The 26010-nt window shown below is 69.5% G+C and carries 25 protein-coding genes; 18 read left to right on the forward strand and 7 right to left on the reverse strand.

Going from position 1 to position 26010, the window contains the following annotated elements:
• The first annotated feature begins 145 nt into the window (after positions 1-145).
• Positions 146-1075 carry a tRNA (adenosine(37)-N6)-dimethylallyltransferase MiaA gene (miaA, locus tag ACFSOX_RS04780; protein WP_378476727.1) on the forward strand — a complete coding sequence of 310 codons (930 nt, stop codon included), beginning with the start codon at positions 146-148 and terminating at the stop codon, positions 1073-1075.
• On the opposite strand, the gene ACFSOX_RS04785 is transcribed toward miaA, so the two are convergent.
• Complete coding sequence (locus ACFSOX_RS04785; RefSeq protein ID WP_378476640.1) at positions 975-1880, reverse strand: protein-methionine-sulfoxide reductase heme-binding subunit MsrQ; 906 nt, start codon at positions 1878-1880, stop codon at positions 975-977. The genes miaA and ACFSOX_RS04785 overlap by 101 nt on opposite strands.
• 453 nt (positions 1881-2333) lie before the next feature.
• Here ACFSOX_RS04785 and ACFSOX_RS04790 point away from each other — a divergent pair, with 453 nt between their 5' ends.
• From ACFSOX_RS04790 to ACFSOX_RS04865, 16 genes are all read left to right on the forward strand, one after another.
• Positions 2334-4094, forward strand: coding sequence for an acetolactate synthase 3 large subunit (locus ACFSOX_RS04790; protein ID WP_378476641.1), 1761 nt, complete (start codon positions 2334-2336; stop codon positions 4092-4094).
• A 71-nt stretch (positions 4095-4165) separates the two neighbouring features.
• On the forward strand, positions 4166-4726 hold the full coding sequence (gene ilvN, locus ACFSOX_RS04795; RefSeq protein ID WP_378476728.1) for an acetolactate synthase small subunit: 561 nt from the start codon (positions 4166-4168) through the stop codon (positions 4724-4726).
• Positions 4727-4839: 113 nt separating this feature from the next.
• A complete protein-coding gene (locus ACFSOX_RS04800; protein WP_378476642.1) occupies positions 4840-5175 on the forward strand; it encodes an AbrB/MazE/SpoVT family DNA-binding domain-containing protein in 336 nt (111 codons plus the stop codon).
• Positions 5156-5518 (forward strand): type II toxin-antitoxin system PemK/MazF family toxin, encoded by a 363-nt coding sequence (locus tag ACFSOX_RS04805; RefSeq protein WP_378476643.1) that lies wholly within the window; start codon positions 5156-5158, stop codon positions 5516-5518. Before ACFSOX_RS04800 ends, ACFSOX_RS04805 begins: the two co-directional genes overlap by 20 nt.
• 154 nt (positions 5519-5672) lie before the next feature.
• Positions 5673-6692 carry a ketol-acid reductoisomerase gene (ilvC, locus tag ACFSOX_RS04810; RefSeq protein ID WP_378476644.1) on the forward strand — a complete coding sequence of 340 codons (1020 nt, stop codon included), beginning with the start codon at positions 5673-5675 and terminating at the stop codon, positions 6690-6692.
• Between the two features lie 907 nt (positions 6693-7599).
• Complete coding sequence (locus ACFSOX_RS04815) at positions 7600-8631, forward strand: ABC transporter substrate-binding protein (protein WP_378476645.1); 1032 nt, start codon at positions 7600-7602, stop codon at positions 8629-8631.
• A 397-nt stretch (positions 8632-9028) separates the two neighbouring features.
• Entirely contained in the window at positions 9029-9904 is an 876-nt protein-coding gene (locus ACFSOX_RS04820) for an EamA family transporter (RefSeq protein WP_378476646.1), read from the forward strand.
• A gap of 89 nt (positions 9905-9993) precedes the next feature.
• Complete coding sequence (gene pdxY, locus ACFSOX_RS04825; protein ID WP_378476647.1) at positions 9994-10842, forward strand: pyridoxal kinase PdxY; 849 nt, start codon at positions 9994-9996, stop codon at positions 10840-10842.
• Between the two features lie 5 nt (positions 10843-10847).
• A complete protein-coding gene (locus tag ACFSOX_RS04830; protein WP_378476648.1) occupies positions 10848-11747 on the forward strand; it encodes a PhzF family phenazine biosynthesis protein in 900 nt (299 codons plus the stop codon).
• A gap of 55 nt (positions 11748-11802) precedes the next feature.
• On the forward strand, positions 11803-12498 hold the full coding sequence (locus ACFSOX_RS04835) for an NUDIX hydrolase (protein ID WP_378476649.1): 696 nt from the start codon (positions 11803-11805) through the stop codon (positions 12496-12498).
• Positions 12499-12620: 122 nt separating this feature from the next.
• A complete protein-coding gene (locus ACFSOX_RS04840; protein ID WP_378476650.1) occupies positions 12621-13709 on the forward strand; it encodes a LacI family DNA-binding transcriptional regulator in 1089 nt (362 codons plus the stop codon).
• 19 nt (positions 13710-13728) lie between these two features.
• Entirely contained in the window at positions 13729-14757 is a 1029-nt protein-coding gene (locus ACFSOX_RS04845) for an ABC transporter substrate-binding protein (protein WP_378476651.1), read from the forward strand.
• A 233-nt stretch (positions 14758-14990) separates the two neighbouring features.
• Positions 14991-15800 (forward strand): ABC transporter permease, encoded by an 810-nt coding sequence (locus tag ACFSOX_RS04850; protein WP_378476652.1) that lies wholly within the window; start codon positions 14991-14993, stop codon positions 15798-15800.
• Positions 15801-15803: 3 nt separating this feature from the next.
• Positions 15804-16595: an ABC transporter permease gene (locus ACFSOX_RS04855; protein ID WP_378476653.1), complete on the forward strand. Its 792-nt coding sequence runs from the start codon at positions 15804-15806 to the stop codon at positions 16593-16595.
• Complete coding sequence (locus ACFSOX_RS04860; protein ID WP_378476654.1) at positions 16592-17653, forward strand: ABC transporter ATP-binding protein; 1062 nt, start codon at positions 16592-16594, stop codon at positions 17651-17653. Before ACFSOX_RS04855 ends, ACFSOX_RS04860 begins: the two co-directional genes overlap by 4 nt.
• Positions 17647-18465 carry a phosphodiesterase gene (locus tag ACFSOX_RS04865; protein ID WP_378476655.1) on the forward strand — a complete coding sequence of 273 codons (819 nt, stop codon included), beginning with the start codon at positions 17647-17649 and terminating at the stop codon, positions 18463-18465. The genes ACFSOX_RS04860 and ACFSOX_RS04865 overlap by 7 nt, the downstream gene beginning before the upstream one ends.
• A 302-nt stretch (positions 18466-18767) precedes the next feature.
• On the opposite strand, the gene ACFSOX_RS04870 is transcribed toward ACFSOX_RS04865, so the two are convergent.
• On the reverse strand, positions 18768-19232 hold the full coding sequence (locus ACFSOX_RS04870) for a hypothetical protein (protein WP_378476656.1): 465 nt from the start codon (positions 19230-19232) through the stop codon (positions 18768-18770).
• Positions 19233-19950: 718 nt separating this feature from the next.
• Between ACFSOX_RS04870 and ACFSOX_RS04875 the strand changes: the two genes are divergently transcribed.
• Positions 19951-21543 (forward strand): 2-isopropylmalate synthase, encoded by a 1593-nt coding sequence (locus ACFSOX_RS04875; RefSeq protein WP_378476657.1) that lies wholly within the window; start codon positions 19951-19953, stop codon positions 21541-21543.
• 238 nt (positions 21544-21781) lie between these two features.
• Here ACFSOX_RS04875 and ACFSOX_RS04880 read toward each other — a convergent pair whose 3' ends face one another.
• From ACFSOX_RS04880 to flbD, 5 genes are all read right to left on the reverse strand, one after another.
• On the reverse strand, positions 21782-22276 hold the full coding sequence (locus ACFSOX_RS04880) for a GNAT family N-acetyltransferase (RefSeq protein WP_378476658.1): 495 nt from the start codon (positions 22274-22276) through the stop codon (positions 21782-21784).
• 256 nt (positions 22277-22532) lie between these two features.
• Entirely contained in the window at positions 22533-22805 is a 273-nt protein-coding gene (gene minE, locus ACFSOX_RS04885) for a cell division topological specificity factor MinE (RefSeq protein WP_111360619.1), read from the reverse strand.
• Complete coding sequence (minD, locus tag ACFSOX_RS04890; RefSeq protein ID WP_378476659.1) at positions 22802-23617, reverse strand: septum site-determining protein MinD; 816 nt, start codon at positions 23615-23617, stop codon at positions 22802-22804. The genes minE and minD overlap by 4 nt, the downstream gene beginning before the upstream one ends.
• Positions 23618-23638: 21 nt before the next feature.
• The gene (gene minC, locus ACFSOX_RS04895) at positions 23639-24427 is read right to left on the reverse strand and encodes a septum site-determining protein MinC (protein WP_378476660.1); all 789 of its coding nucleotides are present in this window, start codon (positions 24425-24427) and stop codon (positions 23639-23641) included.
• Positions 24428-24605: 178 nt separating this feature from the next.
• A complete protein-coding gene (gene flbD / locus ACFSOX_RS04900) occupies positions 24606-25988 on the reverse strand; it encodes a sigma-54-dependent transcriptional regulator FlbD (protein ID WP_378476661.1) in 1383 nt (460 codons plus the stop codon).
• Positions 25989-26010 lie beyond the last annotated feature (22 nt).

Below are 26010 nucleotides of genomic sequence, written 5' to 3' on the forward strand. Positions count from 1 at the left end.
ACGATCCGACCTCAACCGCGAGGCCGGACGGGCCGTTCCGTCCGAAGACTTTTCGCATTCTGCGGCGGCAGCGTGACGGCCCGGCCTGTGGTAAGGGGACGGCCCGCCGCCCCGAGGAGGCCCGGCCGGTTCCGTGCGCCACACCATGCCCGACCTCGACGCCATCCTGATCGCCGGCCCGACCGCGAGCGGCAAGTCGGCGCTGGCGCTGGCGCTGGCCGAAGCGCTCGGCGGCGTCGTGATCAACGCCGACTCGATGCAGGTCTATGGCGATCTGCGCATCATCACGGCGCGCCCCACCGCCGCGGAGGAGGCATGCGTGCCGCATCGCCTCTACGGACACGTGGATGCCGGCGTGAACTTCTCCGTCGGCCACTATCTGCGCGATGCGCAGGCCGCGCTCACCGAGGTGCGGGCGGCGGGCCGTCTGCCGATCTTCTGCGGCGGCACCGGGCTCTACTTCAAGGCGCTGACCAAGGGCCTGTCGCGGGTGCCGCCGGTGCCGGCCGCGATCCGCGACATGGTGCGCGATATGCTCGCGGCGCTGGGGCCGGAGCTCCTGCACGCCACGCTCGCCCGCCACGATCCCGGCGAGGCGGCGCGCCTCGAGCCGCGCGACAAGCTTCGCGTCACCCGCGCTCTCGAGGTGCTGCTCGCCACCGGCCGGCCCTTGTCGGCCTGGCACGGCGAGACCGACCCACCGCTGCTGGATCCGGCTCGCGTCGTCACCGCCTTCCTGGCCCCGGACCGGACGGCCCTCTACGCCCGCATCGACGCGCGGTTCGTGCGGATGATGGCGGAGGGCGCCCTGGAGGAGATCCGGGCGCTCGGGGGGAGACAGCTCGACCCACTTTTGCCGGCGATGCGGGCGCACGGCGTGCCCGGGCTGCTGGCGTATCTCTCCGGCACGATGTCGCGCGCGGCGGCGATCGAGAAGGGGCAGGCCGACACCCGCCACTACGCCAAGCGGCAGTTCACCTGGTTCCGCCACCAGCTCCCGGACTGGCCGTGGCTCGCGCCGGAGCTGGCATTCGACGATCTGCTGCGCCGCGCATCGGCTTTCCCGAGGGGATAATCGCGCGCAGCGCGGCCAGGATCGCGATCACGAGGCCGACGACCAGTACCCAGGCGGCCGGCCGCAGGCCGAACGAGACGTCCAGATTGGCGTAGAGCACCAGGGTCGGGTCGACGCCCGTGGTGACGCCGTACCACGCCGCCTCGCCGAGCGCGGTCGCGGCCGAAGCGACGATCGCGAGCAGTCCGAGGCGCAGGGGGCCGAGGTCGCCGACGATGCGATAGGCGAGCCGGTAGAGCAAAAGCCACGCGAGGAAGCCCGCCATCATGATCGACTCGGTGATGTCGAGCTTGGTCTGCATGAGGAAATGCAGGATCGCCAGCAGCGCGATCGGGTAGGCGAGGCGGTGCAGGGCCGCCCAGCGCGGCCCGCCGAGCCGGCGCACCATGCCGTCCGTCGAGGTGATGGCGAGCGCCGTGAGCCCGATCAGGGCGACGAAGCCGATGATCAGATAGACGCGCAGCGCGATCTCGCTGACGATCTTCACGACATCGAGCTTCTGGTCGAAGCAATAAAGCGTCAGGTGCAGGGCCGCGTAGGCGAAGGCCGCGACCCCGATGGTCCGCCGCGTCAGGATCAGCTTGGGCGCGCCGAGGACGCGCCGCGCCGGCGTGACGGCGAGCGACAGCAAGAGGAAGCGCACCGCCCAGGAGCCGGACTGATGGATCGCCTCGTTGAACGGCCGCGGCCCGAGCCCGCCCGTGGCGGTCAGCCAGGCGAGCCACAGGGCGGGCAGGCAGACCAGAATGAAGGCCGCGATCTTCAGGATCGACCAGCGGCCGTTGCGTTCACGCAGGAAGGGCATGCAGAACCTCGGGGGTGGGAGCGACCCTGACGGCCGGTGACCGCGCCGGCAAGCCCGACGCGCCGCCGCACGCGATCACGGCCGGTCACGATCACCGGAGCGGGACCGCCCGCGGCCGGCCACCGCGGGGCGCACTCGGAATCGTCATACGAAGCCCGGATTTGCGGTGTTACGTCCTTGACCCCGCACGGGGGCTCCTCTATAAGGCCGGCAACTTTAGACGCGAAGAGATCGATCATGCGCAATATTGTTTCGCTGCTCATCGTAGGCGGGCGCGCCATCCGGGGATCGTCCTGAACGATCCGGCCGGGGTGGCGTGCTGCACACAAGGGCCCTGGCGGCCCTTTTTTCATTCCTGAAGCCCGTCCGAACCCATTACCGAACCCGAACCACAGTTCGTCCCGAACGACCGGCCGACGACGGCCGAGGCGAGACACGAAGGCGGAGAAAGCCATGACCAAGGAGATGACCGGCGCCGAGATGATCATCCAGGCGCTGATCGACCAGGGGGTCGAGCACATCTTCGGCTATCCGGGCGGCGCGGTGCTGCCGATCTACGATGCGCTGTTCCATCAGGACAAGGTGCGCCACGTGCTGGTGCGCCACGAGCAGGGCGCCGTGCACGCCGCCGAGGGCTATGCGCGCTCGACCGGCAAGGTCGGCTGCGTGCTGGTCACCTCGGGCCCCGGCGCCACCAACGCCGTCACGGGCCTCGCCGACGCGCTGTGCGACTCGATCCCGATCGTCTGCATCACGGGCCAGGTTCCGACCCACCTGATCGGCAACGACGCCTTCCAGGAGTGCGACACGGTCGGCATCACCCGGCCCTGCACCAAGTACAACACCCTGGTGAAGAGCATCGAGGAGCTGCCGCGCGTCCTGCACGAGGCGTTCCACATCGCGGCGAGCGGCCGACCCGGCCCGGTCGTCATCGACGTGCCGAAGGACGTGCAGTTCGCCACCGGCCTCTACTCGAAGCCGAAGGCGTTCGCGCATCGCGGCTACGCGCCGAAGCCCAAGCCCGATCCGCGCCGCATCGAGGAGGCGGTGGCGCTGATGCGCACCGCGCGCCGGCCGGTCTTCTACACGGGCGGCGGCGTCATCAATTCGGGCCGCAAGGCGACCGAGCTCCTGCGCCAGCTCGTCCGCTCGACCGGCTTCCCGATCACCTCGACCTTGATGGGGCTCGGCGCCTATCCGGCCTCCGATCCGCAGTGGCTCGGCATGCTCGGCATGCACGGCACCTACGAGGCCAACCTCGCGATGCACGAATGCGATCTGATGATCTGCATCGGGGCGCGCTTCGACGACCGCATCACCGGTCGGCTCGACGCCTTCTCGCCGGGCTCGCGCAAGATCCACGTCGACATCGACCCGTCGTCGATCAACAAGAACGTCAAGGTCGACGTGCCGATCCTCGGCGACTGCACCGAGGTGCTGGAGGAGATGCTGCGGCTGTGGACGACGCAGCCGGGCGACGCCCACGGCGCCGCGCACAAGACCTGGTGGAAGCGGATCGAAGGGTGGCGGGCCCGCAAGAGCCTCGCCTACAAGCCCTCGGCCGAGGTGATCAAGCCGCAATACGCGATCCAGCGGCTCTACGAGCTGACCAAGGACCGCGACACCTACATCACCACCGAGGTCGGCCAGCATCAGATGTGGGCGGCGCAGTTCTACGGCTTCGAGGAGCCGAACCGCTGGATGACGTCGGGCGGGCTCGGCACCATGGGCTACGGCATCCCGGCCGCGGTCGGCGTGCAGCTCGCCCATCCGGGCGCGCTCGTCGTCGACATCGCCGGCGAGGCCTCGGTGCTGATGACCATGCAGGAGATGTCGACCGCGGTGCAGTACCGGCTGCCGATCAAGATCTTCATCCTCAACAACCACTACATGGGGATGGTGCGGCAGTGGCAGGAGCTCCTGCACGGCGGCCGCTACTCGCAGAGCTACTCGGAGGCGCTGCCCGACTTCGTCAAGCTCGCCGAGGCCTATCACGGCGTCGGCATGCGCTGCGAGAAGCCGGGCGATCTCGACGCCGCCATCGAGGAGATGATCGCGGTCGACAAGCCGGTGATCTTCGACTGCGTGGTCGATCCGTCGGAGAACTGCTTCCCGATGATCCCGTCGGGTCGCGCCCACAACGAGATGCTCCTGGGTGACGCCGCCGAGAAGCTCGACGAGGCGATCACCGAGGAAGGCAAGATGCTGGTCTGAGACCTGATCATCACGCACCCGGCTCCGGCGGAGCGGGGTGGATGTCATTCGGGGCAGGGAATTTTCTCATCATGAACGCCATCACGCCGACCTCCGGCAGCACCTCGCACTATCCGTCCGCCCATGTGGCGCAGGCGATCGAGTCCCATACGCTCGCTGTCATCGTCGACAACGAGCCGGGCGTGCTCGCCCGCGTCATCGGCCTGTTCTCGGGCCGCGGCTACAACATCGAGAGCCTGACGGTGTCCGAGACCGAGCACCAGAAGCACCTCTCCCGCATCACCGTGGTGACGCGCGGCACCCCGATGGTGATCGAGCAGATCAAGAACCAGCTCGACCGCATGGTGCCGGTGCATCGCGTGGTCGACATGACCGTGTCGGCGCGCTCGATCGAGCGCGAGCTCGCGATGGTGAAGGTGCGCGGCAAGGGCGACCATCGGGTCGAGGCGCTGCGGCTGGCCGACGCCTTCAAGGCGCGCGTCATCGACGCGACGATCGAGAGCTTCGTGTTCGAGATCACGGGCGGGGCCGAGAAGATCGACCAGTTCGTCAGCCTGATGCTGCCGCTCGGCCTCGTCGAGGTGTCGCGCACCGGTATCGTCGCCATCGCGCGCGGTCCCGAGGGGATGTGAGGCGGGCGCCCGCTCGCTTTCCCTCTCCCCGCCAGCGGGGAGAGGTTCCGGGCGGCGACCGCGGTGGACGCCCCAAGGTCTCGGATATACATTGTGTATCCGAAGGGGATGCCATGAAGGTCAAGGTCTCGAAATGGGGCAACAGCCTCGGGGTGCGGCTGCCGAAGGCGGCGGCCGAGGCCGCGGGCGTCACCGAGGGCAGCGAGGTCGACGTGGTGGTCGAGGGGCGCGAGCTGCGGCTGAAGCCGGCGCCTGCGCGGCTCGGTTACACGCGCTACCGGCTCGCCGACCTCGTCGCCGAGGCGAAGCGCCTCGGGCCCGAGAACGAGCCGCCGACCGTCGACTGGGGGCCGGACCGCGGAGAAGAGATCCTTCCCGAGGACGAGTATTCGCGCGGCGAGATCACGTTCGAGGATCTGACCAGAAACAATGCTCCCGGAAAGCGGTGACATCGCCTGGGTCGAGCTCGACACGGTGCTCGGAACCGAGCAGGCTGGACGCCGGCCCGCGCTGGTGCTGAGCGATCGCGCCTATCACGAAGTTTCGCGACGCAGCATCGTCTGCCCGATCTCGTCGCGGGCGAAGCCGTGGAGCTTCAACGTCCCGCTCCCCGAGGGACTGCAAACCCGAGGCGTGGTTCTGGTCGATCAGATCCGGAGCGTCTCCCGCGAGCACCGCATGTTCGGCGTCATCGAGCACGTTCCCGATCGCGTCCTGCTCGACGTCCGCGGCGTGCTGGTCGCGCTCTTCGGGCTCGACAGCGTCCCGATCGCGCCCGGCCCGTCGCCGTGAGAATTCGCGACGGAACGGCATAGGACTTCCGCGGTCGCCGGGCTTGTCCCGGTCCCGCGTACCTCTTAAGAACCCACCCACGGCAGCCCGGTTCTCGGGGCCTGCCGGACCCGCAACGACCAGGGCGGCCGGCCCGCCGAGAAGGGGAATTCCCATGCGTGTCTATTACGATCGCGACGCCGATCTCAATCTGATCAAGACCAAGAAGGTCGCGATCGTCGGCTTCGGCAGCCAGGGCCACGCCCATGCGCTCAACCTGCGCGACTCCGGCGTGAAGAACGTCGCCGTCGCGCTGCGCCCGGGCTCGGCCAGCGCCAAGAAGGCCGAGGCCATGGGCCTGCCGGTGATGACGGTCGCCGAGGCCGCCAAGTGGGCCGACGTGATGATGATGCTGACGCCGGACGAGCTGCAGGCCGACATTTACGCCGCCGAGATCGCCGGAAACATCCGCGAGGGCGCCGCGCTGATGTTCGCGCACGGCCTCAACGTCCACTTCAACCTGATCGATCCGAAGAAGGACATCGACGTCCTGATGGTCGCGCCGAAGGGGCCCGGCCACACGGTGCGGGCCGAGTACGAGCGCGGCGCCGGCGTGCCCTGCCTGCTCGCCATCCACCAGGACGCCTCGGGCAATGCCCACGACATCGGCCTCTCCTACGCCTCGGCGATCGGCGGTGGCCGCGCCGGCATCATCGAGACGACCTTCCAGGAGGAGTGCGAGACCGACCTGTTCGGCGAGCAGGCGGTGCTGTGCGGCGGCGCCGTGGAGCTGATGAAGGCCGGCTTCGAGACGCTGGTCGAGGCCGGCTACGCGCCCGAGATGGCCTATTTCGAGTGCGTGCACGAGCTCAAGCTGATCGTCGACCTCATCTACGAGGGCGGCATCGCGACCATGAACTACTCGATCTCCAACACGGCCGAGTACGGCGAGTACAAGTCCGGCCCGCGCCTGATCACGGCCGAGACCAAGGCCGAGATGAAGAAGGTGCTGGCCGACATCCAGTCGGGCGCCTTCGTGAAGGACTGGATGCTGGAGAACAAGGTCAACCAGGCCTCGTTCAAGGCGATCCGCGCCAACATGGCCAAGCACCCGATCGAGGAGGTCGGCGCCAAGCTGCGCGAGATGATGCCGTGGATCAAGCAGCGCGCCATGGTCGACAAGAGCAAGAACTAATTGCTGAACGTTATCGACGAGACTGAAAACGACCTCTCGGACCTCATCCAAAAGGACTTTGGTCCGGGAGGCTCTTTCGTCGACCTTTCCAGGGCGACGCTCGATTGGATGCACTATCTTGCTCGAACGATACCGCGTCGTCCGAGGTCAGTGGTAAGCTCTTCTCGGGTAGATGCTGTTTGTAAAGTCTTCCCGGCTATCTATGATATTGCCGAAGCCCTTAGGCGAGGCGAAGATCTTGCGCCTTGGCTAAGTAACGGGGTGCGGAAAAGGGGGGCTTGATCACAAAGCGGACCTTTTGTTCAATGATTGGCAAGTTCATCACTTTCATTTGAGTAAGGTGTTTGATAAACCGTACCGTGTCGCGCGAACCTCTGATCTTTTGTTTGCTTATATCACCGGTGATAAGGCAATTCTTTTATGTGTTTTGCCTCATGGACGGTGGACCGCTAAAGAAATTCTACTGTCTTTAATGAGCGCTGCGCCGGACGTTATGAGTGCGTGTGAGTTAAAGGTAATTACACCCTCTAGCAGTGAATGCTCGCCAGACGAAATGTACAGGTTGAGGAAATCCGGTCTAAATTCTCCATTTCAGCTAAATGGAAGAGTTTATATGTCTCCTGGTGTTGGGCTTTCTTCATCCGCGCATTCTGTTAGGATTGTTAAATATTTCGGCCGACTAAAGATTGCTATCCAAGAATGTAAGGATGGTTTAATTTTCGGGGGTATGCCTCAAGATTTGCGATTGCGATTGTTGCAGCCCTTGGGTGTTCCGGTCCGGTTGGGACTTGTATATCGGGCGGGCCAATTTGTTTTGATTGACAAAAATCGAGCAGTTGAATTGATGTGCACTCGTGTCATTGAGTAGAATGACCAAAACCACGTAAGGTCGGATGGGAGGTCTCGTATGAAATTCAGATTTTTGGTCGCCGCGACGGCGCTCGCCGTGCTCGCCGCGCCGCTGTCGCCGGCCGTCGCCCAGAGCGCGCCGGCGCCCGAGAAGTCGAAGCTGGTGCTCGGCGTCGGCGGCAAGAACCTCCTCTACTACCTGCCCCTCACGCTCGCCGAGAAGCTCGGCTACTTCAAGGAGCAGGGCCTCGACGTGACGATCACGGATTTCGGCGGCGGCGCGAAGTCGCTGCAGTCGCTGATCGGCGGTTCCGCCGACGTCGTCACCGGTGCCTACGAGCACACCATCCGGATGCAGGCGAAGGGCCAGGAGATCCGCGCCGTCGCCGAGCTCGGCCGCTTCCCCGGCATCGTGCTCGCGGTCCGCAAGGACAAGGCGGCCCAGGTGAAGTCGTTCAAGGATCTGAAGGGGATGAAGATCGGCGTCACGGCGCCGGGCTCGTCGACCAACTTCTTCCTCAACGCGCTGCTCGCCAAGGACGGCCTCAAGGCGACCGACGTGTCGATCATCGGGGTCGGCGCCGGCATGTCGGCGGTCGCCGCGATGAAGAAGGGCGAGCTCGACGCCATCTCCAACCTCGATCCCGTCATCACCAAGCTGGTGCAGGACGGCGACGTGGTCGTGATGGCCGACAGCCGCACCGAGGCCGACAACGAGAAGCTCTTGGGCGGCAACAACCCGGCGGCCGTCGTCTATCTCAAGGCCGACTTCATCGAGAAGAACCCGGAGACCACCCAGCGCATCGTCAACGCCTTCTACAAGACGCTGCAGTGGCTCAAGACCGCGACGCCCGAGGACGTCGCCAAGACGGTGCCGGAGGAGTATCACCTCGGCGACCGCTCGCTCTACATGGCGGCCTTCACGGCGTCGAAGCCGATGTACTCGGCCACCGGCATCATCCCCGAGAGCGGCATGCGGAACGCCCTCGACATGCTGGTGCAGTTCGACGACGAGATGAAGACCGCCAAGATCGACCTGAAGCGCACCTTCGACGACCGCTTCGTCAAGAAGGCCGCCGGCACGATGTGATTCACCCTCTCCCGAGGGTCGCGCGCTCGCGCGACAAGAGGGTCGGTCGCGAGCGAAGCTCGGGACCGGGGTGAGGGGCGTATGCGCTCAGGGCTGGCCTCGGCACCCCCTCACCCGGATCTCGCGCGACGGCGCGCGATCCGACCTCTCCCCGCCGGGGAGAGGTGAACGGCGACTGCCGCACCGGCGCTCCAGATTGGCGATACAAGTCTCGGGGGCGTCCCTCGCCGCCCCTTGACCGCGCCGCCCGCACGGGGGAGACCGGGCGTGCCGTGCGTGACGAGGCGCGCGGTGTCCGGGTGGAGGGGCTGCGGCCCGCGGCCGGAGCAGCCCCACACGGTCGGCGCCAGCGCCGGCCCGCATGCCGGACGGCACGCCGCGGATTTCACCTGCCCTCATGTACGCCCCCCGCCTCACCTTGCCGCACACGCTGCTGGCGCTGCTCGTCGCCGCCATCTGGGGCGTCGCCTTCGTGTTCACCAAGCTCGGGCTCGACAGCTTCTCGCCGCTGGTGCTCACGACGCTGCGCTTCTCGACCTCGGCGCTGCCCCTCCTGGTGGTGCCGCGGCCGCGGATCGCGCTCGGCCCGACCGTCGCGATCGGGCTGACGCTGTTCGTCGGCCAGTTCATGTTCCTGTTCCTCGGCATCACCCACGGCGTGCCGCCCGGCCTCGCCGCCGTGATCCTGCAGACCCAGTCGATGTTCACGGTGGCGCTGGCGGCGGCGATCTACCACCAGTATCCGACCGGCCGGCAGACCGTGTCGCTCGTCGTCGCGGCGGCCGGCCTCGCCTGCATCGGCGGCACGGTGGGGCAGGAGTTCGACGGGTGGGCGCTCCTGCTGATGCTCGGCTCGCCGCTCAGCTTCGCGGTCGGCAACCTCTTGCTGCGCAAGGCCGGGCAGAACGACATGGTGGCGCTGATGGCGTGGCTCAGCCTGGTGCCGCCGCTGCCCTGCCTCGCCCTCGCGCTCGTGCTCGAAGGACCGGCGGCGGTCGGGCAGAGCCTCGTCGCGGCGCCGTGGATCGCCTGGGTCGCGGTGCTCTATCTCGCCTTCGCCGGCACCACGATCGCCTTCGCGGCCTGGGGGGCGCTGCTGCGCCGCTACGGCGTCGCCACGGTCGCGCCCTTCGCGCTGCTGGTGCCGTTCATCGGGGCGATCGCGTCGAGCCTGGTGTTCGGCGAGACCTTCGGCCCGCTGCGGCTCGCCGGCATGGCCCTGGTGCTCGCCGGCCTCGCCATCCTCATGGTGCCGACCCGCAAGCGCGCGTGATGTTCACCGCCGGGAAGGGGTTTGCGCGGCGTGGCGCCACGCGGTAGGGGTTCGACATCATTCCGACGCACCCCCGCCGATGCCATGCCATGAACATTCTCTCGATCCAGTCGCACGTCGCCTACGGCCATGTCGGCAACGCCTCCGCCGTGTTTCCGCTGCAGCGGCTCGGTTGCGAGGTGTGGCCGATCCACACGGTGCAGTTCTCCAACCACACCGGTTACGGCGCCTGGAAGGGCCGCGTCTTCGACGGCGGCATGATCGGCGAGTTGCTGGAGGGCATCGCCGAGCGCGGCGCCCTGCCGCTCTGCGACGGCGTGCTGTCGGGCTACATGGGCGGCGCCGACATCGGCGAGGCGATCCTCGAGGCGGTCGGCAAGGTGCGGGCCGCCAACCCGAAGGCGCGCTACTGCTGCGACCCGGTGATCGGCGACGTCGGCCGCGGCGTCTTCGTGCGGCCCGGCATCCCGGAGTTCATGCGCTCGCGCGCCGTGCCGGCCGCCGACATCATCACGCCCAACCAGTTCGAGCTCGAATATCTGGCCGACCGCACCACCGGCACGCTCGCCGACGCCGTGAAGGCGATCGAGATCGTCCATCTGCTCGGGCCGAAGGTGATCCTGGTCACGTCGCTGCACACGGACGAGACGCCGGCCGACGCCATCGATCTCCTGGCCTCCGGGCCGGACGGCCGCTTCCGCCTGCGCACCGAGAAGCTCGACATCGCGATCAACGGCGCGGGCGACGCCATCGCGGCGCTGTTCTTCTTCCATTGGATGTCGACCGGCTCGACCGCCGAGGCCCTGTCGCGCGCGGCGTCTTCGATCTTCGGCCTCTTGAAGCGCACCGTCGCGGCGGGCTCGCGCGAAATCCTCACCGTCGCGGCGCAGGACGAGTTCGTGACGCCGTCGCGCGTCTTCACGGCCGAGCCGGTGTGACCGCCATGGCGCGCCGCTTCGTGACGCTCGACGTGTTCACGGCCGAGAGGTTCGCCGGCAATCCGCTCGCCGTGGTGCTCGACGCCGACGGTCTCGACACCGCCGCCATGCAGGCGATCGCCAAGGAGTTCGCGCTGTCGGAGACCGTGTTCGTGCTGCCGCCCGACGATCCGGCGCACCGGGCACGGCTGCGCATCTTCACGCCGGCCCGCGAGCTGCCCTTCGCCGGCCATCCGACGGTCGGCACGGCGGTGCTGCTCGGCCGGCTCGACGGCGGCCCGGCGCCGCGCGAGATCGTGGTGGAGGAGGCGGTCGGCCCGGTGCGCTGCGCCGTCACGCCGCGCGACGCCGACGGCGGGACGGCGCGCTTCGACCTGCCGCGGCTGCCCGAGCCGGTCGCCGCCGCACGCGACGCCACGATGCTCGCGGCGGCGCTCGGACTTGCCGCGCGCGAGATCGGCTTCGGCCGCTTCGTCGCGGAGGACTGGTCGGCCGGCGTCACCTTCACGCTGGTGCCGCTGGCGAGCCGCGACGCGGTCGCCCGCGCGACACCGGACATGCGGCGCTGGGTGGCGGCCTTCGGCTCGGATGGCCATCCGGCCGCCTTCGTGTTCAGCCGCGAGACGACGGTGCGGGGCCATGCCTTCCATGCCCGCATGTTCGCCCCGAGCCTCGGCATCGCCGAGGATCCGGCGACCGGCTCCGCGGTCGCGGCCTTCGCCGGCGCGGTGGCCCGCCACGGCGGCCTTCCCGACGGCACCCACACGCTGGTGATCGAGCAGGGCTTCGAGATGGGCCGGCCGAGCCTGATCAGTTTGTCGCTCGGGCTGCGCGGCGGCGCGCTCGCCACGGCCGCCATCGGCGGTGATGCCGTGGTGATGAGCGAGGGGCGGCTCCTCGTCTGATCACGACGGGCGCGTGGGGGCGGCTCATGACGAAGGCGTCATAGGACCGGACGGCGTGAACGACCTCGACGTGGCTCCGATCGACGCGCTCGACCTCCGGCTGGAGCCGTTCGACTGGCCGTTCGCCGCCGCACGGCGGGCCGAGATCGACGCGCATTTCGCCGACCTCCAGCGGCGGCTTCCGCATGTCTGGAACGGTCGCGTGCTCCTGATGCGCGACTGGGCCGTCGACGCCGGCACGCTGCGGGCGCGCCTGTTCGAGACCGACTACGCGAGCTTCATGGCATGGCGCGACTGGGGCTGGCCGGACGCCAGCGTGACCAACGCCTTCGCCATGGGGGCGCTGCGCGGTCGCGACGGCGGCTTCCTGCTCGGCGAGATGGCGGCCGGCACGGCGAACCAGGGCCAGGTCTACTTCCCCTGCGGCACGCCGGACCCGAGCGACGTGCGCGACGGCGTCGTCGACTTCGCCGGCAGCGTCGTGCGCGAGATCTTCGAGGAGACCGGCATCGATGCGGAGGCCTACACGGCCGGTCCGTGGGCGCTGGTGCCGGCGGGGCGGCTGCTCGCCGTCGTCCGGCTCCTCGAGGCCCGAGCGAGTACCGCCGCGCTGTGCGAGACGGCGCGCGCCCATATCGCCGCCGAGGCGGCCCCGGAGCTCGCCCGCGTCGTCGCCGTGCATGGACCGGCCGATCTCGGTGCCGGCGTCCTCGACTTCGTCCGCGCCTATCTGCTGCACGCCTGGGACTGAGTCCCTCCGGCGCCCACCCCGCGATGCCACGGCGCCTTCCGACCGCCTGTCGCGTCGCTGTCACGCAGCCTCGCTAGGGTGCTGGTGAAAACGTTTACACCAGCCTCGGCGCACGGCCGCTCATGACCTCTTCCGCATTCGGCGATGCGTCCGCGCTCGGCGACTCTCCTGCCCAAGGCGACGCCGCGCCCCGCCGGGCGACGACCATCAAGGACGTCGCCAAAAAGGCGCGCTGCTCGATCGCCAGCGTCAGCCGGGTCGTCAACGACTCCGGCCCGGTGAGCACAGGCTTGCGCCGGCGCATCGCCACCGCCGTCGCCGAGCTCGACTTCCGGCCGAGCGAGGTGGGCCGCAGCCTGGTGCTCAAGCGCAGCCGCACCATCGGCGTGCTGGTGCCGAGCGTCACCAATCCGGTGTTCGCCGACTGCCTCGCCGGCCTGCAGGAGACGGCGCGCCGCGCCGGCCATGCAGTGCTGATCGCGCAGTCCGACTACGAGCCGGGCCGTGAGATCGAGGCGATCGCGCCGCTGATCGCCGAGCGTCCCGCGGGTCTCGTGCTCACCGTCTGCGATCCGGCGGCGAGCGCGGCGCATCTGCGCGCCGCCACGGCCGGCATCCCGACCGTGCTGTTGTTCAACGAGGCGGTGGCGGCGGGCGACGCCGTCGTGACGGTCGACAATCGCGGCGCCGGCCGCGAGATCGCCGAGGCGCTGATCCGTCACGGCCATCGCCGCATCTCGTTCGTCGCCGGGCGCTTCGCCGCCTCGGACCGGGCGCGCGCGCGCTTCGAGGGTGTGGGTGATGCGCTCGCCGCGGCCGGGCTGCCGGTCGCGCCGCCGATCGAGATCGACTTCATCGACGGGCCCGACCGGATCGATCTCTCCGATCTCCTGGCGCGATCACGGCCGACCGCGATCGTCGCCTCCAATGATCTACTGGCGATCGGCGTGGTCGCGGCGCTGCGCCGGCATGGCCTCGCGGTGCCGGACGACGTGTCGGTCGCCGGCTTCGACGGCATCGCGATCGGACGGTTGATCGCGCCGGCGCTCGCCACCATCGAGTGGCCGGCCCGTGCCATGGGGGCGGCGGCGGCCGCCATGCTGCTCGATCTCGTCGCCGGCCGCGGCGACGCGGCGGCCCGCGTCGTGACGCTGCCGCATGTCTGGCGCCCGGGCGGCACGCTCGCCGGCGCACCGAACGTTTCCCGCTGAGCCACCAACGGAGACCCTCATGACGACCCGCCGGATTGTTCTCGGCCTCGCGGCCGCGACGCTGCTCGCCACCCCGCTCCTGACGGGCGTGGCGGCCGCGCAGGCGCAGGGCGGCACCGCGATCTGCTACAACTGCCCGCCGCAATGGGCCGACTGGGCCGCGATGCTGAAGGCGGTCCGAGACGACCTCGGCATCACCATGCCGCACGACAACAAGAACTCCGGCCAGGCGCTGTCGCAGATCCTCGCCGAGCGCGCCAGCCCCGTGGCCGACATGGCCTATTACGGCATCACGTTCGGCATCAAGGCGAAAGCCGAGGGCGTCACCGAGGCCTACAAGCCGGCCCTGTTCGACGCGATTCCGGACGGCCTGAAGGACAAGGACGGCCACTGGTGGACCGTGCACCAGGGCACGCTGGGGCTGTTCGTGAACGTCGATGCCTTGCGCGGAAAACCGGTGCCGGCCTGCTGGGCCGATCTGAAGAAACCCGACTACAAGGGCTTGGTCGGCTATCTGAACCCGACCTCGGCGGCGGTCGGCTATGTCGGCGCCGTCGCGGTCAACCTGGCGCTCGGCGGCACGCTCGAGAACATCGAGCCGGGCCTCGCCTTCTTCAAGGAGCTCGCCAAGAACGATCCGATCGTGCCGCAGCAGACCTCTTATGCGCGCGTCGTCTCGGGCGAGATTCCGATCCTGCTCGACTACGACTTCAACGCCTACCGGGCGAAGTACACCGAGAAGGGCAAGTTCGCCTTCGTCATCCCGTGCGAGGGCTCGGTGTCGTTCCCCTATGTGATGACGCTGGTGAAGGGTGCGCCGCATCCCGAGCAGGCGAAGCGCGTGCTCGACTATCTGCTCTCCGACAAGGGCCAGCTCGTCTGGACCAACGCCTATCTGCGCCCGGCGCGCCCGATCGAGATGCCGGCCGAGGTGGCGGCGAAGTTTCTGCCCAAGGCCGACTACGACCGCGTCAAGGACATCGACTGGGGCGCCGCCGAGAAAATCCAGAAGACGTTTTCGGACCGCTACCTCGCCGAGGTGCGGTGAGGCCGGCGCCTGCCGCGGATGCGGCGTGACCCTCTCCCTGAGGGAGAGGGTCGACGCGCGAAGCGCGTCGGGGTGAGGGTTTACGGCGCCGGTTGGAGAGCTCGGCACCCCCTCACCCGGATCTCGCGCTGGTCGCGCGAGATCCGACCTCTCCCCGCCGGGGAGAGGTGACCCGCGTTCGTCGATATGGCTGCGGTCCAATCCCTCACGTCAACGCACTGCCGAAAGCCCGAATGCCCCGCCGCTTCGAGTTCCTCCTTCTGCTCCCCGCCGGCGTGTTCGTGCTGGCCTTCCTGCTCGTGCCGATGGCCGTGCTGGTGCCGGTCGCCGGCTCCGGCAAGCTCGGCTGGGGCGCGTACCTCGCCGTGCTGACCGAGCCGCGCTATCGCGCCACCATGGTGTCGACCCTGATGGTCGCGGCGGCGACGACGGTGCTGACGCTCGCGATCGCCACCGTCGCGGCGCAATTCCTCGCGGTGCGGCGTTTCCCCGGACGTGATCTGCTGGTCGCCATGCTCACCTTCCCGCTCGCCTTCCCGGGCGTCGTCGTCGGCTTCATGGTGATCCTGCTCGGCGGCAGGCTGGGTCTCGTCGGGCAGGCGTCCGAGGTGTTGGGCGCCGGCCGCATCGTCTTCGCCTATTCGCTGACCGGGCTCCTGGTCGGCTATCTCTACTTCTCGATCCCGCGCGTCATCCTCACCGTGATGGCGGCGGTCGAAAAGCTCGATCCGTCGCTCGTCGAGGCGGCGCGCTCGCTCGGTGCCGGTCCTTGGTGCATCCAGCGCGACGTCGTTCTGCCGGCGCTGGCGCCGGCCCTCACGGCGGCCGGCGCGCTGTGCTTCGCGACCGCGATGGGCGCCTTCGGCACGGCCTTCACGCTCGCCACCCGGATCGACGTGCTGCCCATGGTGATCTACACCGAGTTCACGCTCGGCGGAAACGTCGCCATCGCGGCGGCGCTGTCGATCGCGCTCGGCCTCGTCACGTGGGGCGCGCTCGCGATCGCGCGCAACGCCACCGGCAGCGTCGCGGCGGCGGGCTGAGCCATGCGGATCACGACACTCGCCGCCGGGCTCGTCACCGTGCTGGTCGCGGCCTTCCTCGTCGTGCCGGCGATCGTCTCGATGCTGGCCGGCGTCTCGGTGTCTTACGCGCGCGGTCTCTCCGAGGGCCTGACGCTCGACTGGATTTTCGAGGTCTGGCGGCTCTATGCCGACACCATCCTGCGCTCGCTCGGCATCGCGCTCGCCACCCTGATCGTGACGCTCGTGTTCGGCGTTCCCGCCGCCTATGCGCTGGTGCGGCGCGGCGGCCGGCTCGCTCGTCTCGTCGAGGAGATCGTCACGCTGCCGCTGGCGATCCCCGGGCTGGCGCTGGCGCTCGCCCTGATCATCACCTATGGCGGCGTGCGCGAGCTTCGCGGCTCCTCGGCCTTCATCGTCGTCGGCCACGTTCTGTACACGCTGCCCTTCATGCTGCGTTCCGTGATGGCGGTGCTGCAGTCGATCGACTGGCGGCTCCTCGACGAGGGCGCCGCCTCGCTCGGCGCCTCGCCGTGGCGGCGCTTCGTCGACGTGATGCTGCCCAACGCGCGGCCCGGGATCCTCGCCGGCGCCCTGACCGTCGTCACCCTGTCGATCGGAGAGTTCAATCTCACATGGATGCTGCACACGCCCTTGACCAAGACGCTGCCGGTCGGGCTCGCCGACTCCTACGCCTCGATGCGGCTGGAGATCGCCTCGGCCTACACGCTGGTGTTCTTCCTGATGATCGTGCCGCTCCTGGTCGCCATGCAGCTTTTGGCGCGCCTCGGCGGACGGAAGGAGGTGCGGCCGTGACGGCGGGGGAGGGCGCCGAGACCGGCGTTCACGGGGCGCGCCTCACGGTGCGGGGCGCCGGCAAGACGTTTCCGGGCGGCGTGGTCGCGCTCGCCCCGACCGACCTCGATCTGCCGGCCGGCGAGATCCTCGTCCTGCTCGGCCCCTCGGGCTGTGGGAAGACGACGCTCCTGCGCCTCGTCGCCGGCCTCGCCTCGCCCGATCCGGGCGGCGCCGTGCTGTTCGACGGCGTCGACGTGACGGCGACCCCGATCGAGCGCCGCCGCGTCGGCATGGTGTTCCAGTCCTACGCGCTGTTCCCCAACATGACGGTCGCCGAGAACGTCGGCTACGGCCTGAAGGTGCGGGGCGAGCCGCGGGCCGCGCGCGCCGCCGAGGTGGCGCGGCTGCTCGCCATGGTCGGGCTCGAGGCGCTCGCCGACCGGCCGGTCGACCGCATCTCGGGCGGCCAGCGCCAGCGCGTCGCGCTCGCCCGCGCCATCGCGATCCGCCCGAAGATCCTGCTGCTCGACGAGCCGCTGTCGGCGCTCGACGCGGCGTTGCGCGAAAAGCTGCGGATCGAGCTCGCGGCGCTCTTGCGGCGCTTCGCCATCACGGCCATCCACGTGACTCACGACCAGGCCGAGGCGATGGCGATCGGCGACCGCATCGCCGTGATGCGCGAGGGCCGAATCGTCCAGCGTGACACGCCCGAGGCGATCTACGAGCGTCCGGCGGACGCCTTCGTCGCCGGCTTCGTCGGCACCATGAACCGGCTGCCCGGGCGGCTGGTGCCGGGGGCGACCGCCGAGGCGGTGCATTTCCGGCCCGAGGCCGTCACGCTCGGCCCGGCCGGCGCCGACACGATCCCGGCGCGGGTGAGCGCCGCGACCTTCTTCGGCGCGCATCGCCGGCTGAGCCTCGACGTCGCCGGCCATGCCGTCGAGGCCGACGTTCCGGCATCATGGCGGGTCGGGGTCGGCGACACGGTCGCGCTGACCATCGACCCGGCCCGGCTGCACGTCTTCCCGGACCCCGAACCCGATCCTGTCACGAGCCCGAGACCCGACGCATGCTGATCGCCCAGATTTCCGACCTCCATGTCCGGCCCGCCGGCGTGCTCGCCTACGGCGTCGCCGAGACGAACGCCTATGCCGAGCAGGCCGTCCACGCGCTCGCGCGGCTGCAGCCGGCGCCCGACCTCGTGATCGTCACGGGCGATCTCACCGACGCCGGGCTGCCGGAGGAGTACGCGATCCTCACCGCCCTGTTCGACCGGCTGGCGATGCCGGTCTACTGCATCGCCGGCAATCACGATCGCCGCGCCACCTTGCGGGCGGCCTTCGGGCCGAAGGGCTATCTGCCGGCGGAGGGGCGGCTCGACTTCGTGGTGGAGACCCGGCCGGTGCGGATCGTCGGCCTCGACAGCCTGTGGGAGGGGCATGGCGCCGGCCGGCTCGAGCCCGAGTCGCTCACCTTCTTGGCCGACGCGCTCGGCGCCGCGCCCGAGGTGCCGACCGTCGTGGCCGTCCACCATCCGCCCTTCGTCTGCGGGATCGGCCACATGGATCGCATCCGCCTGCTCGACGGCGCCGAGCGCTTCGCCGCCATCGTCGAGGCCAATCCGCAGGTCGAGCGGGTGATCACCGGGCATCATCACCGGCCCGTGGCGGTCAGGTGGGCCGGCACGATCTGCCAGATCGCGCCGTCGGTCGCCCATCAGGTGACGCTGACGCTGACCCCGGACGCCGCCTCCGACTTCGTGCTCGAGCCGCCGGCCTTCCTGCTGCACAAATGGATCGAGGGCACCGGCCTCGTCACCCACCACGCCTATGTGCAGCGCGCGCCGGGACCGTTCCCGTTCTTCGCCGCCAAGCCGGCCGCCGCCTGATCACTCCGGGGTCTTTCCGGGGCGGCGCGCAGCGCCGAACCCGGAATCCGGTCGCGCTTTCGTCGCGCGTCGCTGGATTCCGGGTTCGCAGCTTCGCCGCGCCCCTGGACGACAGCGCACTGATCATCCGCAAACGGTATGAGAATGGCGGGGCTGGGAGGAATTCGGCGCCGGCGGTGCGGCGAGCCGCTCCTCACCTCCGCCGTGAGGCCGGCGGTGGCGGCGCGTGAGCAAGAGCGCGCCTGTCGGGGGCAGGGCGAACGGGAGACGGCGCGGGCGGCGCCGCCTCCCGATCGGGCGTCTCAGTTGACGCGGGTCTCGGTGCGGGTCTCGGCGGGCTTGAAGGCCCCGCCTTTGGCGGCCGGCAGCTCGAGCGTCGCCGGCGTCGCCTTGGCCGGGGCGTTGGCGCGGCGGATCTGGTAGAGGTACCAGGCGCCGACGGCGGCCACCAGGATGCCGACCTGGTAGGTGGGCAGCAGCAGCGACAGGGCGATCAGCACCACCGCGACCGTGCAGGCCTTGGCGAGCTTCTCGCCGTCCGAGGCGATCAGCGACAGCCGATCGTAGTTGTCGCCCTCCAGGAAGGGCGCCGCGAAACGATCCAGGCCGAACTGCGTCCATGCGTTGAGGAAGCCCAGCTTGTGAGCCCACAGCAGGAACAGAGTGGCGGCGAAGACGATCACGGAAACCGCGGCACCGAGCGGGCCGGCGGCAGCGCCGATGACCACGACCAGGGCGACGGCGAAAGCAGCGATCCAATAATTCATTTGAGTAACCCTTCACCCGAGCGTGGGTGCCTTTCAGGTTGTCCTCTCCCGACGAAATACGCAGACGGGACGAATCTACCGCGTCGGCATGGACGTGTAAATTTAGCCGCCGGGGCGTGGTCTGGCCCGCAGAGGTGGCCTGTGGCCTGCCCGGCGGGAATAATCCGCTCGATTGTCGGGGGTCTTCGGCCGGCTCACCGGCGATCGACCTTCTACGACGAGATCGTCCCCGCGGCTCCACGTGCGGCGTGGCGGCCGGCCGGACCGGGCGTCGCGGAAGGTCGATCGCCGGTGAGCCGGCCGCGACGACCCGATCACGACGGATCGTGGTGCAGGGCCGGCCGGTGCCGCGCGACGATGCGTTGCGCCGCCTCGCGGGTCGGAGGTCCGACCGAAGGTCGTCGCTGCGGCGGCTTGCCCCGCCGGGCGACGCACGGTACAAGAGCGGCGTTGCGTCTCGGGTTAACGTCGCGTCAACACGTGTCGGTCACCGTGACGGGCAACAGAGGATCGGGCATGTCGCCGCGCCGCCAGCATCGCGCGCTCTTGGATCGGGTCGTTTCGGCCCCGTCCGCGGCTGCCCTGATTTCCGGCCTCCTTCTCCTTAGCTGCCCCTGAGGGCCGGCAGGGCGCGACGCGCCTGGGCGCTCAGGGGATCCGAGACGGAACCCGGACGCGCCCCGTCGAGGCGCATGCTCTTCGAGAAGGATTGGTTTCCATGACCGCGCAACACCCGGCCGCGCCGACGTCGGCTCATCCGCACTCCGACGAGGACCGCGTCGTCATCTTCGACACCACGCTGCGCGACGGCGAGCAGTCGCCCGGCGCCACCATGACGCACGAGGAGAAGCTCGAGGTCGCCGAGCTGCTCGACCAGATGGGCGTCGACGTGATCGAGGCGGGCTTCCCGATCGCCTCGGAGGGCGACTTCTTCGCCGTCAACGAGATCGCCAAGCGCACGAAGAACGCGGTCGTCTGCGGCCTGTCGCGGGCGGCCTTCAAGGACATCGACCGCTGCGCCGAGGCGATCAAGCCGGCGGCGCGCAAGCGCATCCACACCTTCCTGTCGACCTCGCCCGTGCACATGAAGCACAAGCTCCAGAAGGAGCCGCACGAGGTCTACGAGATGGTGATCGCGCAGGTGACGCGCGCCCGCAACTACACGGACGACGTCGAGTGGTCGTCCGAGGACGGCACCCGCACCGAGATCGACTTCCTGTGCCGCTGTGTCGAGGCCGCCATCAGGGCCGGCGCGACGACCATCAACATCCCGGATACGGTCGGCTACACGACGCCGGAGGAGTACTACAATCTGTTCAAGACGGTGCGCGAGCGCGTACCGAACTCCGACCGCGCCGTGTTCTCGGTGCACTGCCACGACGATCTGGGCCTCGCGGTCGCCAACTCGCTCGCCGGCGTGCGCGGCGGCGCGCGGCAGATCGAGTGCACCATCAACGGCATCGGCGAGCGCGCCGGCAACACGGCCCTGGAAGAGGTCGTGATGGCCATGAAGGTGCGCAACGAGGTGCTGCCCTGGTGGACCAACATCGACGCCACCATGTTGACTCGCGCGTCGAAACTGGTCTCGGCCGTGACCTCGTTCCCGGTGCAGTACAACAAGGCGATCGTCGGCCGGAACGCCTTCGCGCACGAGAGCGGCATCCATCAGGACGGCATGCTCAAGAACGCCCAGACCTACGAGATCATGACGCCGGAGAGTGTCGGCGTGAAGCAGACCTCGCTGGTGATGGGCAAGCATTCCGGCCGCCACGCCTTCATCCGGAAGCTGGAGGACTTGGGCTACAAGCTCGCCGGCAATCAGCTCGAGGACGCCTTCGTGCGCTTCAAGGCGCTGGCCGATCGCAAGAAGCACGTCTACGACGAGGACATCGAGGCGCTGGTCGACGAGGAGATCGCCACCGCCCAGGACCGCATCCGGCTGGTGTCGCTGTCGGTGATCGCCGGCACGCACGGGCCGCAGCGCGCCACCATGAAGCTCAACATCGAAGGCCGCACGGCGATCGAGGAGTGCGAGGGCAACGGTCCGGTCGACGCGGTGTTCAACTGCATCAAGGCGCTGGTGCCGCACGAGGCGATGCTGGAGCTCTACCAGGTGCACGCCGTCACCGAGGGCACCGACGCCCAGGCCGAGGTGTCGGTGCGTCTCTCCGAGGCGGACAAGACCGTCACGGCCAAGGGCGCCGACCCGGACACGCTCGTCGCCTCGGCGAAGGCCTATCTCGGCGCCCTCAACAAGCTGATGATCAAGCGCCAGCGCACCAAGCCCGAGGCCATGACGGCGACGCCGTGAGGGCAGGGGCTTTGCTTGCTCCGTCGTAGAAAGCGAGGGCGACCCCTCCTCACCTCTCCCCGCGTGCGGGGAGAGGTCGACGCGCGCAGCGCGGCGGGGGAGGGGGCGTCTCCGCGACGCAGAGACTCGCGGATGCTACGACTCGCCGCGGCGCCCCCTCACGCGGACTTCGCGCCTGTGGCGCGAACCCCGACCTCTCCCCGCGTGCGGGGAGAGGTGAAGGTGCGGCGGCCCCGCCTCACACGTTGCGAAACATCACCAGCGCATCGACATAGCCTTTCGTCGGGTGCTCGAAGGCGCCCGGCAGGCGGCCGACGACGGAAAAGCCCATGTGCTGCCACAGCCGCACGGCACGCTCGTTCGACGTGATCACGAAGTTGAACTGAACGGCGCGGAATCCGCGCGCTCTGGCGCGGGTGAGCGAGTGCGTGCACATCGCCTGCGCGACGCCGCGGCCGGCGGCGTCCTGCGCGACCATGTAGCCGCAGTTCGCGACATGCGCGCCGCCGCCGGCATTGTTGGCCTTCAGATAATAGGTGCCGACCATCGCCTCGCGATCGCCGTCCTCGTAGAGCGCGACATGCACCTCGTGGGCGGGCGACAGCCAGTAGGCGAGCGCGTCCTCGCGGGACAGATCGCGCGGCAGCGGATAGGTCTCGCCGGCCCGGATCACCGGCTCGAGGATCCGCCACAACGCGTCGGCGTCGGCGGGCGTGGCGGGGCGGATGCGCATGGAGGGACCGGTGGTCGATCGTCGCTGCGGCGCTGCTTCGGAACATGCCTGTCGCCTCTTGGTGAGGAGCGGCCGCAGGCCGCGTCTCGAACCTTGTGGCCACGACACCACGCGATCTGGATTCGAGCAGCCGACATCGGTGGCCGCCCTCGCCCTTCGAGGCCCGCTGCGCGAGCACCTCAAGGTGAGGGCGGAAGGGGGGTGAGGCCCCGCCGTCCGCGCTTGCGCGGGGACGAGCGGAGCAAGGCTCGTCTCGTCAGCACGTCGCGGCGAGCGGCGGGGCGACCATGTTGGGGATCTCGATCTCGATCTCCAGCGTCGAGATCGTCGCGCCGCGGTCCATCTTGACCTGGACATGGTCCGGATCGACGAAGACGTGGCGCGAGATCACGGCGACGATCTCGTCCTGCAGGAGCGAGACCAGGTTGGACGAGCGGCCGAGCGGGGAGCGCTCGTGGGCGAGCAGAATCTGCAGCCGCTCGCGCGCGATCGGCGCGGAGTGGCGGCGCTTGAACCAGCTCCAGATCATGCGGCTCTCCGTCCGAACAGCTTTGTCAACAGGCCGCGCTTCTCGGTCGGGACGACGATGTCGAGATCTTCTCCTTCGAGGCGGCGGGCCGCCTCGGCATAGGCGCGGGCCGGCGCGCTCGCCGGATTGCTGAGCGTCACCGGGGTGCCGAGATTGGAGGCGCGCAGCACCTCCTGGCTCTCGGGGATGATGCCGAGCAGCGGCAACGACAGGATCTCGACGATGTCGGTGATGCCGAGCATCTCGCCCTTGGAGGCGCGGGCCGGATCGAAGCGCGTCACCAGGATGTGCTTGGCGATGCGCTCGCCGCGCTCCGCCCGCACCGTCTTGGCGTCGAGGAGGCCGATGATGCGGTCGGAATCGCGCACCGACGACACCTCCGGATTGGTGACGATGACGGCCTGATCGGCGTGGCGCATCGCGAGCTGGGCGCCGCGCTCGATGCCGGCCGGGCTGTCGCACAGCACCCAGTCGAAGCGCTGACGCAGCTCGTCGATGACGCGGGTGACGCCGTCGTCGGTGAGCGCGTCCTTGTCGCGGGTCTGCGAGGCGGGCAGGAGCCACAGCGTCTCGATGCGCTTGTCGCGGATCAGCGCCTGCTGCAGCTTGGCGGCGCCCTGCACGACGTTGATCAGATCGAACACGACGCGCCGCTCGGCGCCGAGCACGAGGTCGAGATTGCGCAGCCCGACGTCGAAGTCCACCACCGCGACGGTCTGTCCCGTCTGCGCCAGGGCCGCGCCGAGGGCGGCCGTGGTGGTGGTCTTGCCCACGCCTCCCTTTCCCGAAGTCACGACGACCACGTTGGCCATTGTCGGTCCCCTCTCCCTGCCTCAGTCGAATGCGGTTATCAGCATCGTCTCGCCCTCGAGCCAGGCCTGGATCGGCCGGTTGCGGAGCGATGGTTCAAGGTCGTCCACGGTGCGGTAGTAGCCGGCGATGGCGAGCAGCTCGGCCTCGGTCCGGCGGCAGAAGATGCGGGCCCGGCAATCGCCGCCGGCCCCCGCCAGTGCCCGCCCGCGCAGCGTTCCGTAGATGTGGATGGAGCCGCCGGCGACGATCTCGGCGCCCGACGAGACGGCGCCCAGCACGATGATGTCGCCGTGCGGGTGATAGATGGTCTGGCCGGAGCGAACCGGCTCGGCGACGGTGAGCGAGCCGACCGGCTGCGGCGCCGCCGCCGGGCCGATGCGGGTCACCTGAGCGGACGGCGCCGGCTCGGCCGCGGCGGCCGGTGCCTGCGCCTGCGCCTGATCGGCCACGCCGCTCTCCGCGGCCGCGCCGCCCTCGGGGGCAGAAAACGTGCCGCGGCCGCTGGTGAGCACGGGCGGCAACTCGGCGCCGTAGTCGGCGTCGCCGCCTTCCAGCCCCATGATGCGGATGCCGCGGCCCTGCAGCTCGCGGATGAGGTCGTGGATCTCGCCCTTCGACAGCGTCAGCCCGGCGAGGTCGAGCACGGCCGGCCGGCCGGCGAAGAAGCCCGGCGAGCGGCCGATCGCGCCGTCGATGTCGGCGAGCCATTCCGGGATCGGCAGCTCGGGCGCCAGCGCGAACGCCATGTAGGAACGCCCGCGGAAGCGCACCGGGCGCGGACGCGATTTCGGCTGGGCGGCGGTCCTCATGGCATCCGGCTCCCGGATCGTGCGGACGGTTCGGGGGCGAGGGACGACGGACGAATCGCCACAACCATCAGGCGAATCCGAAACCGTGGCGAGATTGAGTCACGCACGGCCGAGGTGGTCGCGGCAGGGGCGGGGGCGGCGGCGAGGTCGCAGGCGGGGGGCGGCACGGCACGTCCTCTCAGCCGGCCATCCGCACGTCGCCGTGCGGGCCTGCGCCGCCGTGCGGCGCCGGCACCGGCACGCCCTCGGCGGAATACTCGTTGAGCTTGTTGCGCAGGGTGCGGATCGAGATGCCGAGGATGTTGGCGGCGTGGGTGCGGTTGCCGAGGCAGTGCTTCAGCGTCTCCAGGATCAGGTCGCGCTCGACGTCGGCGACCGTGCGGCCGACCAGCGCGCGGGTCACCGCCTCGGCGGCGAGCGTCGCGTGCTCGACGGCGGCCGGGCGGGCCTGATCGAGGCGTTCGCCGTCCGGCGTAAGGATCGCGTCGGTGCCGATCTCGTCGCCGGAGGCGAGCAGCACGGCGCGGTGCATCGTGTTCTCGAGCTCGCGCACATTGCCGGGCCAGCGGTTCACGGTGAGCTGATGCTTGGCCTCGGCCGACAGCGGGCGAACCGGCACGCCGTTCGCCTGCGCGTATTTGCGCACGAAGTGATGGGCGAGCTCGAGGATGTCGCCCGGCCGCTCGCGCAGCGGTGGGATCTTCAGGTTGACGACGTTGAGGCGGAACAGCAGATCCTCGCGGAACGTTCCCTCGCGCACCGCCTCGGCGAGATTGCGGTTCGAGGTGGCGAGAATCCGGATGTCGACCGGCACGGGCCGCGTGCCGCCGACCCGGTCGATCACCCGCTCCTGCAGGGCGCGCAGGAGCTTGGCCTGCAGCCGCACCTCCATCTCGGAGATCTCGTCGAGCAGCAGCGTGCCGCCGTTGGCCTCCTCGAACTTGCCGACGCGGCGCGCGACGGCGCCCGTGAAGGCGCCCTTCTCGTGGCCGAACAGCTCGGACTCGAGGAGCTGATCCGGGATCGCCGCGCAGTTGACCGAGATGAACGGCCCGCGGGCGCGGTTCGAGCGGCCGTGGACGTAGCGGGCCAGCACCTCCTTGCCGGTGCCGGACTCGCCCGTGATCAGCACCGAGGCGTCGGACGGCGCGATCTGCTGGGCGAGCTTGACGACGTTGGCGGTCGCCTGGTCGCGATAGACGAGCTCGCGCGAATCGTCGGCGACGGCGGCCAGCACGGCCGCGATCATCTCCGGATCCGGCGGCAGCGGGATGTACTCCTTGGCTCCCGCATGGATCGCCGCGACGGCGGCGCGCGCGTCGTTGGTGGTGCCGCAGGCGACGATCGGGACGTGGATGTGCTCGGCCTCGAGCCGCAGCACCAGCTCGCGGATGTCGAGGGCGACGTCCACCATCATCAGGTCGGCGCCGCGCCCGGAGCGCAGCACCGCCATCGCCTGGTCGCTGCTCTCGGCGTGGGTGACGCTCGCGCCCTTGTCCATGGCGATCTTGGTCGCCACGGTGAGCTGGCCCTTCAGGGTGCCGACGATCAGGAGGCGCATCACATTTGCTCCGTCGCTCGCG

The sequence above is a fragment of the Rhodoplanes azumiensis genome, assembly GCF_042682915.1.
Lineage (GTDB): Bacteria > Pseudomonadota > Alphaproteobacteria > Rhizobiales > Xanthobacteraceae > Rhodoplanes > Rhodoplanes azumiensis.